Genomic DNA, 12,954 nt, shown 5'->3' with positions numbered 1-12,954 from the left:
AAAGTGAAGAAAAGTACATGGAAGAAAGTGTTTACGAGTGTCACCAGCGCTGCTGTAGTAGGCACCTTGCTGCTTCCTAGCATGGCGCAGCCAGTCAGCGCCGACAGAGGCGTTGTTGATCTCTGGAAATCGATTAAACCGCTCACAACCATCGCAAGCGCTATGAACACCGGGGCTCACCCTGACGACGAGCATAGTGCTATGCTTGCTTATCTTTCATTAGGAAAAGGAGTCAATACATTTAGTGTCATTGCAAACCGTGGGGAAGGAGGCCAGAATGAGATCGGCAGTGAACTAGGTAATGCGTTAGGTATTATTCGTTCTCGCGAATTGCAGGAAGCTTCCAAAATCACGAATGTCACGTTAGGTATGTTAAGCGAGAAAATCAATGATCCTATATTTGATTTTGGATTCTCAAAAAGTCCTGATGAAACCTTGCAAAAGTGGGGAGATTCAGTGGTCTATGAAAGACTTATTCGGAAAATTCGGGAGCTGCGGCCAGACGTAGTGATTCCTTCTTTCCTTAACGAAGAATCAACACACGGTCATCATAGGGCCATTAACGTTATAACCGTTCGTGCGTTCAAGGATGCAGCTAACCCCGAGGTGTTTCCTGAACATTTGAAAAACGGCCTTCAGCCATGGCAAATTAAGAAGTTCTACCTTCCTGCCAATGATAAGGATTACAACGTTGCTGTACCTGTAGGCGATTACGATGAAATTTATGGCGCTTCTTATGTCCAATTGGGAGAAGAATCCCGGTTTATGCATAAGAGCCAAGGGATGGGAAGACATGTTGATGAAGGTCCGAACTTCAATTATTACAAATTAAATTCAGCGGTTACATCAGAAAAGGAAAGTGATTTCTTCGACGGCATTGCTTTCTCCTTCGATGATTTGGCTAAAGAGATCGAAGCGAAGGGCAAAGATAACAAAGTGATCAAAGATTTGCGAGCCCTAAATAAGGATGCGGAAGAAGTCGTTAAAGCATACCCTGTGTTCTCTGATGTGGCTCGTGAGGTACAAGAAATGAAAGCAGATGTAGAAACAGCTGTGAGCGATGTGAAAACATCGACACTAGATGCAAGCGTCAAGACCGATTTGCTGTATCGCCTTCAAGTGAAGGAAGCGCAACTGAATAAAGCCGGTATGGAAGCATCGTCGTTGGTTGTGAAAGTAAAACCGGAAACCGGCGAAATTGTTGCAGGTCAAACGGTCAAAATGGTCGTTTCCGCTTACAGTGGCGGCAAGAGCAACCTGAAAAACATTGGGCTCGGGCTGAATGTGCCTGAGGGCTGGACTGTGAAAGCAGTCGGAAACACCACGTTTGACCAACTAAATTACAACCAAACGGTTTCTGCCACTTTCGAAGTTCAAGTCCCTAAGGATGCGGTCGAGTTCCAAGTATATCAACCATCTGTAGTAAGTGCGGATGTCTTGTATCAGTTAAATAATGTTTCAGGAAAAATACGTGTTACGCCATCGAATCAAGTGGCTGTGCTTCCGGCGTTCGCGCTGTCACTAAGCCCTGAGGCTACGGTGCTTAACACGTTAAAGACCGAAGAGCCTCTTCCGGTCAAGGTTACGGTTCGAAACTACTCGCCAGGAGCTGCCAAAACGTCCGTTTCCTTGAACGTCCCTAAGGACTGGAATGTAACACCTGCATCTCAGGAAGTAAATTTCGCTGCCAAAGGTGAAACGAAGCCGGTTACGTTCCAAGTAAAAGCTCCAGCTGGAACAGAAGTTGGCAAATATACGGTTACAGCGGTGGCCACAAGCAGTGATGTTACCAGTAAGGAAAGCGTACAAATCATCGACTATCCACATATCGGTAAAACCTATTTAATTCAGCCAGCAGAGTTAAAGATTCAGGCATTTGATTTGAAGGTGCCTACGGGTCTGAAAGTAGGATATGTATCCAGCGGATTCGACAATATTGATCAGTACTTAACCCAGTTTGGCGTAAACGTAACGAAACTCGACGAGAAAGCAATCCAATCTGCTGACTTATCTCAATATGACACGATTGTATTGGGCATTCGGGCATACGGTTTCCGTCCAGAGCTGTTATCGAGCAATCAGAGACTTCTCTCTTATGTAGAAAACGGCGGCAATCTGGTCGTTCAATATCATAAGCCGGAAGATAAATGGAAACCTGAACTTGCCCCTTATCCGATAAAAATTGGAGAGCCGTTAATACAGTGGCGGGTCACGGATGAGAATTCAAAAGTAACGATGCTAGCACCTGATCATCCGATCTTTACGACCCCTAATAAGATTACAGAAGCAGATTGGAACAATTGGATTCAAGATCGTTCGGCTTACAACCCGTCTGAGTGGGGTAAAGAGTATACGCAGCTGATATCAAATGGCGATGCAGGGGAGAAGGAATTTACCGGAACGTTCCTAAGCGCTAAATACGGCAAAGGAACCTACACCTACAGTTCGCTTGTATGGTACCGTGAAATCCCGAACCTCGTTCCTGGTTCTATTCGTCTCTTTGTGAACATGATCAGCTTAAAGCAATAGGAATAACTACAGAGGGAGGCCTGAACGGGCCTCCCGTTACCAAACGGGGGAATTTAGCCCATGGATATTAGGGAAGTACACGGCCGTGATCTACAGACTGTATTAGAAGAAGTCCGTTTTGCAGTGGTGCCGCTTGGATCAATCGAATACCATGGGCCGCATTCACCGCTTGGTACAGATGTCATTCTAGCGAATGGTTTCGCAGATCGTATTCATCCTGCTTTGAAGCCGCTCATTTATCCCGTTATCCCATATACCGCTTGTCCTGGAAAGACTCGTCATTATCCGGGAACGATCTCCGTGAGTCCGTCAATCATCACCGATTATTTATATGAAATTGTTGACGGGATCTGTCAGTTAGGTATCCGACATGTGTTGTTGTTAAACGCGCATGATGGGAATATGGGTGTATCCAGAACAGTAGCAGAAGCCATTACAGCAACCTACAAGGACGCTAGTGTTCTATTAGTGAACTGGTGGCAAATGGTAACAACGCAAAGTGCCGAAGAAGCTGGAATTTTTACTGGAACAACGGGCAGAGGCCATGGGGGCCCCTATGAAATGTCGGTTGTCAAAGCATTTCGACCGGATTTGGTTCATGTCAGTGACAGTGACGTAGACTTAATAGCAAATCAATCACTTTCGAACCTACCTTTTGTATTGGTCGAAGGCTGTCCAGCAGGATGGGATGGCTACACGGGGCATGTCCGGCAGACATCCTTAGAAGCAGGGGAATGGATTATAGCGGAAGCAGTCAACAACTTACATCTATTACTTGAAAACTGGTTGCAGAAACCAGTAATGAAAGACGGAGGTGAACAGCTGGATGGGGAATCGTGAGTCTATTATGGAAAGTGAAGGTAAGGTATTTCCAGGTAAAACGTATACGGAAGCTGTTCTAGAACCTGCTTATAACGAAGCCAAACAACATTTATTAGATGCCATGATGGCCATTAATAAAGCACACTTGGTTATGTTGAAGGAGCAGCAGTTGATTTCTCAAAAAGAGGCTTGCCAAATTGCAAATGCCCTTGTACATCTTGACCTTGATCAACTCCGCCACTCTAGTTACTCGGGCGAGTTTGAGGATTTATTCTTTCAGGTGGAATACCAGCTGCAGCAGCACGCAGGCGATGTTGCGGGAAATTTACACCTAGCGAAGAGCCGTAACGATATGGGTGTCACGATTTACCGGATGGTACTTAGGCAGAAGCTACTGGTCACGATGCAATCCGGTTTACAGTTACGTAAGCAGCTTCTGCAATTCGCAGAGGAGCATATTCATACGCTGATGATTGGCTACACGCATACGCAGCAGGCGCAGCCAACGACCATGGCTCACTACATCATGGCTGTTGTTGACTCGCTTACGAGAGACATCCGCCGCATGACGGCGGCCTACAACAATTGCAACCGCAGCAGTATGGGAGCTGCTGCGCTCACAACGTCGGGCTTTCCAATTGATCGGAACCGAGTGAAAGAGCTTTTAGCCTTCGACGAGCTTGTAGAGAATTCTTATGATGCGATTGGCGGAGCGGATTATTTGGGAGAGGTTGCTGCTTCCATTAAACTTGCAGCGATCAATCTGGGTCGAGTTGTTCAGGATTTATTGCTCTGGTGTACACAGGAGTTCGCCGTAATAAAGGTAGCCAGTCCTTATGTTCAGATCAGTTCCATTATGCCGCAAAAGCGAAATCCTGTTTCTCTAGAACACATGCGCGCTTTACTTTCTAGCTGCGTAGGAAACGCGGATTCAGTGCTTGCAATGATGCATAACACGCCTTTTGGCGATATAGTTGATACGGAAGACGATATGCAGCCTTACGCATGGAAATCGCTTGAACTCATGGACAAGATCTACCGACTTCTAACTGTCGTAGTGGGGACTATGGATGTTAATAAAGAGGTACTTCGTAAACGGACAGAAGGCAGTTTCGCTACCGTTACCGAACTGGCGGATACTTTGGTTAGAACGGACAAACTCTCCTTCCGAAATTCCCACCATATCGTTAGTTCAGTCGTAAAGAGAGCGATGGAAGAAGGGTTAGCAGCGAATGAAATTACATGGGAACTCGTTAATGAAGCAGCTAGTGAGATCATCGGTCGTAATTTAATTATGGATAGAGACACATTGGCACAAGCCTTAGACCCTGAGAACTTTGTTCAAATACGCTCCTTGCCAGGAGGGCCAAGTCCCCAAGAAATGATTAGGATGATTCAGTTACGTTGTCATGAACAACTATCTCTGGATCAATGGTTAACAGAGTCGGATCATAAGAGCCGAACTGCGCTGCTGATATTGGATGAAGTCATGAGGGAGTGGGGGAACCCATAATGTCTGTTAAAAAGATTCCATTCCTTGCCGTGGACGGAGGCGGAACGAAAAGCCTGTGCTACTTCTTCGATAAGCAGGGACACATTCGAGGACAGGGCCGATCAGGATCTTGTAATTATCAGGGGGTCGGTAAAGAAGCAGCCGTGAGGGAGCTTATCCATGCGATTCGCAATGCTTTGGAGGATGGTAAATTAGTAGGGGATGGGGAGCTTGGCGAGACAGAATTAGAAACCGATTGTGCCGCGTTAGGAATAGCCGGTTTGGATACCGAATATGACCGCAGGATCATCCTAGCGTTGGTCGAAGAGGCACTGCAGCATTTGCGTATACGTGCCAAACGTTTAATTATTGAAAATGACGGCTTTGCAGCGTTACTGGGGGCAACCAATGGTAAGCCAGGTATTCTTCTGATTGCTGGAACGGGATCCATCGTTTATGGCATTAATGATCAAGGCGAGGTTGCCCGAGCAGGAGGGTGGGGACACCGCGTTGGAGATGAAGGAAGCGGGTATTGGATCGGTAAACAAGCAATCATTCACATTTTGAAAACTATGGATGGCCGGGTGGCCCCCAACAAGTTGGCTGAGCATATTCTTCCTTATTTGAATCTGAAAGATCCCGAGGATTTGTTTAATTGGACATACAACTCGAGCTATTCTGTGGAGAAAGTAGCTGAATTGTCCAGTCTCGTCTCACAAGCTCATTCACAGGGTGATCAAGTGGCTAAGTCTATTATGATTCAGGCAGCCGAACAATTATTCACTTGTGCTAAGGCCGTCATTGAGAGAATAAATTTATATAGACAACCTTTTCAAATCATTTTGCAAGGCGGTGTACTACAAAACAATGCGTTTGTAAGGGAGTATGTGACGAGCCAATTCAACACTTTTGTACCATCCGGACAAATTGAAAACATGCATAAGGAGCCGATTTACGGAATGATGGCTCTGGCTCTAGATCACTATCAGAAATTTCATGAGGGATGATTACTCCAATGGAGGGATCCTATGAAAAAAAGGCTGTTGTTCGTGTTTGCCCATCCTGATGATGAGTCATTCGCATGCGCCGGCACCATGGCCAAATATAGAGAAGCCGGTCACGACATCAATTTGATTTGCGCAACCTCTGGCTGTGGGGGAAAGTCTGGCGAGTATTCGGTAACCTGCAAGCAGGAACTTGCCACACTTCGGGAGCGGGAATTGTCACAGGCTTGCGAAGTCATAGGTGTTAATAACTTGTATTTGCTGCATTACGCGGATGGAAGTTTGATTAACCAGGACATCAACGAAATGGCCGCAAAAATTGAATCCGTTATTATGCAACTTCAGCCGCATGTCGTCGTTACGTTTCCGCCAAACGGGGTTACTGGACATCGAGATCATATAGCCATATCCAGGGCTACCGAACAAGCGGTTCTTCAATCCGAGGAGAAATTGATGCCTCCTCATTTTTGCACCTTATTTTTCGCATCGATTCCTCATTACTATGATTATTGCGCAGATTCAGCACCAACCGGTGCAGTCCCCATTACTGGCAAGGTGAATATTGGAAATCAGCGAGAAATAAAAGGGCGTGCTCTTCACGCGCATCGAAGTCAAATCTTTTCGGTAAATCGAGCCTATCCTGGTGTCATGCAAGGAGATTATGGGGTAATCGGACAATATGAGTATTACACGAAGGTACGGGCAGACGGACTGTTTGAAGACATGAAGGAAAGCACAGAAGGAATTCCAGAGATAGAACTTTGTTAACCCCCTCTATGAATTTCTAGAGGTTTTTTTTTTGCAATTCTTGACTGATTAGTAAAGTATATCTTGAAATTTTATACACATTATCTTGAAATTGTCCACATTTTCTAGAAATGATGACATATTTTAAACGCAATCGTGGGCTTAAAATGAGAGTACATTCGTTAAACGAGTTATGTATCGAACGGAAAATTCATGACGGAAGGGAGGTGAACGAGAAGTGTAATCTAGGCCTCATTGGGTAGGAAAGGAGTTCGTAAACGCAGACCGGTAACGACAGCTTCACGATTCACCGCAGCCAAACTTTGTGTGAGGAGTGGTAATTATGAAAGCAATAACGTTTCGCCCTTTGTGGATTCGTATCGTCTGTATGGTGTTTAGTTGTTTGCTTATTATCAGCAGTTTCCAGAACCTCGATGTCCGCGCATCCGGCATCACATTGACTATCCCCAACTCTTCTTTCGAAGATGCCGGAACCGGCATACCGCAATGGTACACGCACCCCACGTACGGCCAAAATACAGCATCCGTCTCAAGTGAGAAAGCTTATACGGGCTTGAACAGTATGAAAATGGTGGACACTAGTTCTACGAATTCACTTGCTCGGATTAGCGAAAAGGTTAGCATTACGCAGAATGAAGAGTATACCGCTTCAGTCTTTGCTTATATTGAGCAAGGATCGATTGATGTTTGGCTGATCTTCTATAACGGCACTACGGAAACGGTTGTAGCGCCCACTGGCGTTACGCCTACGCTCAATCAATGGACGAAGAGATCTATTACAGCCAAAGCTCCAGCTGGAACGACTCAAGTAGCGGTCATGGTTTACAGCTCCTTAGCGTCAGTTACGACCGCCTATGTTGACGATGTTTCGATCGGTCAAACCGTTAGAAATGCAGGCTTCGAAGCCCCTTTAAGTGGTACTTGGACCGTGTCCTCTGGGGCAGCCGTTTCGACGGTTCAGAAGGCGGGGGGAACCTACAGTCTTAAACTGGACGATTCCAGTTCATCCACCGCAAGTTTTGCGGAAAGCTCGAATGTAACGGTTTTTACTGGCACAAGAGTCGGAGCTACGGCCAAAGTCTACCCGTTCAGCGGCTCCGGGCTGAGTATCCACCTTCTTTTCAAGAATTCCGCAGGGACTGTCATTAAAGATGCTGCAAACGATTTCAATGGCACTGCGTCACAATGGACACCGGTTTCTGTATCCGCAACTGCACCTACAGGTACAGCATCTGTCTCCGTATATTTGACCACAGGGACGACAACTTCTATGGTCGCTTACGTCGATGATGTGACGCTGGATCGCCCGATTGAATACAATCTTGGAACTCAAATTAAGAACAATCCACTCGACGTCGCTGTATTCGGCAAAGACGCAACCGGCAACACCGATCTGATGTACGTCGGCTCCAGTGGGTTCCCGTCCAAGTTTGTTGTTTACGATGCCCGAACGGGTGAGTTGTTGGATGATCAGGATCTTATTGATCAGAATAACGCAAAGATGGAAGCTGTCTGGGGACTGACAGTGGCTACTGATAAGTCCGTCTATGTGGGTACGGCTAACAAGAAAACGATGTTTCGGTATATCCCCGGCACAGTTAGCACGGTTAATGGGAAAAAAGTAATTACTGGCAGCTCGTTAGCGACAATCGTTCTACCAACGGGAATGGACGTTATTTGGGATGTAACGGCGGGAAGCAACGGAAAAGTTTACGGTGGAACTTCCACTAGCGGCAAAGCGTTCCAATACGATCCGACCGGAGGTACTGTCGTCTTAAACAACGATCAACCCATTGTCAGCGGCCTACAATTTGTTAGGTCGATCGCTTATGCAAGCGATACTGAGGTTTATATGGGAATGGGACCAACTTCGAATGCAACAATCATACGGTTTAATCCAGCGAATGGAACTCAAACAACCATTTCTCCGGCAAATTATGGCAGCAAGTATGTGACGGGACTCGATTATATTTCGAATGGAACGGCGTCAAGGGTGTTCGCCCAACTTTCGGCGGGTCCAACACTGGTATTGGATAGCGCAAATGGTACGATTGCCTCTTCCTTAAGCGATGTCGATTCACGTGGCGTATCGATGAAACACCCTTCTGACGACAAAGTGTTTTACACGAAAGGGAATTATCTTTACAGCTACGATATTTCATCGGCAGCAGAATCAAATCTGGGCGATGTAGGAGGAAGCGCAGCTGGTTATACTTTTTTGACGGATGCTGGCAATACTTATCTGTATGCTGCACTTAAGTCAGGAAAAATTTTGAAATATAAGCTTGCAGCAACGCCTACGATTGATACGACGACCTCTTTCGTAATTCCAGAATCTGTGACCAAAATCCGATCACTGGTCAAGGGGCCAGCCGACAAGATTTACACAAGCGGCTATTTGCTTGGAGGGATGGGGGTCTATAATCCGGACACATCCGAAGAAACGCGCTATAAAGGCGCAGGGCAAGCGGAAAATATGACGACTTTGGGCAACAATCTGTATCTAGGCATATACCCCGGCGCGTGGATCAAAAAATACGATACCACGTCGACGTGGAATGATACTACGAATCCTTCGCTCCTGTTCCAGGATATTGACGGTAACCCTTACCAACAGGATCGTCCGTTTGGCATGCTGGCAGAACCCTCAATGAATCGGCTTTATGTCGGTTCAGTAGCGAGTTCCGGGTATAATAAAGGCTCTTTCACCGTTTATGACCTGACTAATTCTCAACAAGTCACGACCATAAACGATATTGTCTACCATCAAAGTGTCATTTCACTGGCATACAAGAACAATAAAGTTTTCGGCGGCACATCCGTTTACGGGGGGATCAGCAGCACAGTTGATGCAACGGAAGGAAAAGTGTTCGTTTGGAATACAACGGGCACCAACTCAACACCTGTTCCTCAATTTGTTCCAGCACCAGGTAGAAAAGTCATCTCTGATCTAGTCGAAGGTCCAGACGGTAAAATATGGGGACTTGCGGAAGGTAACTCGTCAGGCAATTCGTCTCACGACACAACTGCGGATTTGTTTATTATTGATCCTAATAATCCAGATGCCGCTCATACGACGGTATATCCCGACAAATTCAACTCAATCCCCGTGAGCTGGCAAGGCGGCAAGATGGTTGTCGGTAACGACGGAAACGTCTATGTGAGCATTGGCGCAAAATTGTACGCAGTTGACGCCAAATCTGCCAACAAAGACGCAGTTGCTTTAATCGGGGCAGGTGTGACGCTTCTGACAGCGGATAAGTATGGAGATCTTTATTACGTGAAGTACGAAACTAATCTCTACAAGTACGATAAATAGAGAACTCTTCCGTTCTTTTTCATTCGACCATGTCATTGGCATGGTCTTTTTTATATACGAAAGTATAAGTTTTGGATTGGAGCGAAATTAACGAGAAGGAGTGACGGCTGTTGTGGTAAACCTGCAAATGTACATGCTTTTTTTCTTTGAATAGCTCCTATTCGTACATCTCTGCAGATAGTGCAGGCTTTTGCTGTCTTTTTTTAATTTCAGGATGGAAAAGCTAAAATTCCTGCATAATAGCAGGTTTTTCCTCTTTTCAAACGATTTTAGCAAAAATATCTGCACTTTCGCAGTTATTGTGGGTCGTTGAATCCTGGTTCTCCATTCTCACTATGAAGACTGAGCAAGGCTTCTTCTGTTACCTGTTGCACCAGATAAATTACCTCCTAAGTTTTGTAAATGCTATACTAACAGTATGACAGAATGAGGAATCAGCTGCCTTCCTGCGTTATACGTAGGATTGGTAGTGTCAGGATAAGGAGAGCAGCTTATGAAAGAGTTTTCTCCCAACTCATCGTTGGGTGAATTTTTGCGGGCACGCAGAGAGCGTCTAACTCCAGAGGATGTTGGGTTGCCGTCTTATGGCAGGCGTCGAACGCCAGGTCTTCGGCGAGAAGAGGTGGCTCAACTTGCTCATATTGGTATTTCATGGTACACCTCATTGGAGCAGGGAAGAGAAGTAAATCCATCAGAGGAAGTACTGAATAGCTTGGCGGGGGCGTTACGATTATCCGTTGATGAGTGCCGCCATCTCCATATGCTTGCAATGCCAACAAAACCGGAGGAAGAAGAGGATCAAGAAGTGAGTACTGGATTGGTGCAAACAGTGAGGGCTCTTGAACCTAATCCTGCTTTCATTTTAGGAAAAGGCTGGGATTTATTAATGTGGAATCAAGCCGCAGAGCTTGTATTTCGACTACCAACATTTTCAAAGGAATTACATCAGCGCCCTAATTGGTTGAGACGTTTTCTGACGGATTCGTCACTACAAACGAATAATTTGGATTGGGAAGCTAAAGCAAAAGTAATGATTGCGCGTTTTCGTGCGGATTACCCGCTTTTCGCAAATGACCGAAAGCTTAAGGGTTTAATTGAGGAGTTTATGGAATTAAGCGAATTGTTTCGTTCTTTTTGGCCAAAATATGATGTTGAGACCGTCACTGAATGCCACAAACGATGGAATGATCCCTTTATCGGGGAGATGGAATTTGAACATGTGACCTTACAGCCACCGACCAATCCAGAACTTAAAATAATGATTTACACGGCATCTCCGTCTACGTCAGAGCGATTGAAAACGTTATTAACTACTTGGCGTACTACGAGGGACAAATAAAGAAATTTACCTTATTAGCCGCTATTTTTGCGGCTTTTATTTATTTGAACAAGAAAAAAAGTAGGAACTTATTTTAGTGTATAATACAATAGGAGTTTAATAGAGACAGAGATAGGAAGAGAGTGAGAAACTATATGATTACAAAATCCTTATCACCATTAGTTGCAGCACTAGATTTAAAGCCTCATCCAGAAGGCGGATGGTACAAAGAGCTTTGGAAAGCATCCTTCGAAATTCCAAAAGAAGTGCTTAATGAAGCGTACTCAGGTTCCCGATACGCAGCTACTTCCATTTATTTCGTGCTTCATCCAGAAGAATTTTCAGAATGGCATACGGTATTATCGGATGAACTTTGGCTCTGGCATTCAGGTAGTCCACTGTTGCTAACACTTGGAGGTACCAAAGAACAGCCTGAGTCAACAAAAGAAATCATTCTTGGACCAGATGTCATCAATGGTCAGTTTCCACAAGCCTTAGTACCGGCCAATGTTTGGCAGACGGCAAAACCACTAGGAACCGAGCCTGTATTTGTCTCCTGTGTTGTGGCGCCGGGGTTTCATTATGACGATTTTAAGTTAATTAATAAATAAGCTAACAAGAAAAAATAGGTGGAGGCTGAACTAGCAAAGAGCAGGTGCCGCGGCAGCCTGCTCATTTTATTGAACGAGTAGATTGGAGCTCAAAAGCAAGCCATCGTTTTCTACGAAGACTTCGCATGATTGATAACGGTCTCGATATAGGTCCTCAGAGTTTTGATGAATGTGCGCATGGCGTACCCGACATACCTGTCGCTGCGGTAGATCAGACAAATGTCCTGAGAAGGCGTAGGATTTCTCAGCGGAAGAATTTTAATGTCTTTATTGTGTAGATTTTCCAGTAGTAATCGCGGCAGAACACAGACGCCAACTCCGCTCAGCACCATTTGAAGGAGGGAGGATAACGTTGTTGTCACCATATGCGGCTGCAGAATAAATCCCTTATCCATGCAGAAACGGTCGATCAGCTTACGACATTGATGATCAGGTGGGAACATGACCATCTTTAAGGCATGCAGCCTGTTCAAGGGGATGAAGCTCTCCGTGGCAAGGGGATCAGTCGTGCTAACCGCCAAAGAGAACTCCTCGTGAAACAAAGGAATTGACGTGAGGCGTTCATCGATAACAGGTCCGATGGTTACGCCAACATCGATGCTTCGGTCCAGTACTTGTTCTGTTATTTTCGTGGTTTCAAGAAGGGACAGCGAGATAGTAGGATAGCTCTGATGGAAGTTCAGCAGCAGCGCATTAAACATGAGATCCGCGTCACCGGGCAAGACTCCGATGGATAGCGATCCACCTTGCATTTGCTTCAGGTCAGTAATGGCATCGCTTGCTTGCCGAAGATGCCCGAACACGGCAGCACCATGTTCTTGAAGGATCGCTCCGGCTTCTGTGAGGACGATTGTTTTTCCCACACGATCGAACAGTAAAACCCCTAATTCTTCTTCCAATCTCCTTATCTGCTGGCTGATGTTAGGCGCACTGACTCCCATCTTCTCGGCTGCTCTCGTAAAGTGGAGCTCATCACAAATCGCCATAAAATACTGAAGTTGTTTTAACTCCATAGCTCACACCTGCTTTCAAATGCATCGTTGAATGCATGTTCAATCATTATTGTCACTTCATTTTCTTTTTCTGTCAAT

9 protein-coding genes are annotated in these 12,954 nt (G+C 45.5%); 8 read left to right on the top strand and 1 reads right to left on the bottom strand.

Features of this window, described 5'->3' with window-relative positions; genetic code table 11:
• Positions 1–3 precede the first annotated feature (3 nt).
• From NYR53_RS18655 to NYR53_RS18620, 8 genes are all read left to right on the top strand, one after another.
• On the top strand, positions 4–2,529 hold the full coding sequence (locus NYR53_RS18655) for an NEW3 domain-containing protein (protein WP_437180053.1): 2,526 nt from the start codon (positions 4–6) through the stop codon (positions 2,527–2,529).
• Between the two features lie 60 nt (positions 2,530–2,589).
• Positions 2,590–3,369: a creatininase family protein gene (locus NYR53_RS18650; protein WP_261300746.1), complete on the top strand. Its 780-nt coding sequence runs from the start codon at positions 2,590–2,592 to the stop codon at positions 3,367–3,369.
• A complete protein-coding gene (gene argH, locus NYR53_RS18645) occupies positions 3,356–4,864 on the top strand; it encodes an argininosuccinate lyase (RefSeq protein WP_261300745.1) in 1,509 nt (502 codons plus the stop codon). The genes NYR53_RS18650 and argH overlap by 14 nt, the downstream gene beginning before the upstream one ends.
• Entirely contained in the window at positions 4,864–5,850 is a 987-nt protein-coding gene (locus NYR53_RS18640) for an N-acetylglucosamine kinase (RefSeq protein ID WP_261300744.1), read from the top strand. The genes argH and NYR53_RS18640 overlap by 1 nt, the downstream gene beginning before the upstream one ends.
• Before the next feature lie 21 nt (positions 5,851–5,871).
• A complete protein-coding gene (locus NYR53_RS18635; RefSeq protein WP_261300743.1) occupies positions 5,872–6,615 on the top strand; it encodes a PIG-L deacetylase family protein in 744 nt (247 codons plus the stop codon).
• Between the two features lie 322 nt (positions 6,616–6,937).
• Positions 6,938–9,934: a carbohydrate binding domain-containing protein gene (locus NYR53_RS18630; protein ID WP_261300742.1), complete on the top strand. Its 2,997-nt coding sequence runs from the start codon at positions 6,938–6,940 to the stop codon at positions 9,932–9,934.
• Between the two features lie 493 nt (positions 9,935–10,427).
• The gene (locus NYR53_RS18625) at positions 10,428–11,273 is read left to right on the top strand and encodes a helix-turn-helix transcriptional regulator (protein WP_261300741.1); all 846 of its coding nucleotides are present in this window, start codon (positions 10,428–10,430) and stop codon (positions 11,271–11,273) included.
• 137 nt (positions 11,274–11,410) lie between these two features.
• A complete protein-coding gene (locus tag NYR53_RS18620) occupies positions 11,411–11,863 on the top strand; it encodes a cupin domain-containing protein (protein ID WP_261306426.1) in 453 nt (150 codons plus the stop codon).
• Between the two features lie 110 nt (positions 11,864–11,973).
• Here NYR53_RS18620 and NYR53_RS18615 read toward each other — a convergent pair whose 3' ends face one another.
• Positions 11,974–12,876 carry a LysR family transcriptional regulator gene (locus NYR53_RS18615; protein ID WP_261300740.1) on the bottom strand — a complete coding sequence of 301 codons (903 nt, stop codon included), beginning with the start codon at positions 12,874–12,876 and terminating at the stop codon, positions 11,974–11,976.
• Positions 12,877–12,954: the final 78 nt, after the last annotated feature.

Origin of the sequence: Paenibacillus andongensis, assembly GCF_025369935.1 — a bacterium.
Taxonomy (GTDB): domain Bacteria; phylum Bacillota; class Bacilli; order Paenibacillales; family NBRC-103111; genus Paenibacillus_E; species Paenibacillus_E andongensis.
Note: the sequence above shows the minus strand (reverse complement) of the source record. Positions and strands in the feature narration are given on the sequence as shown.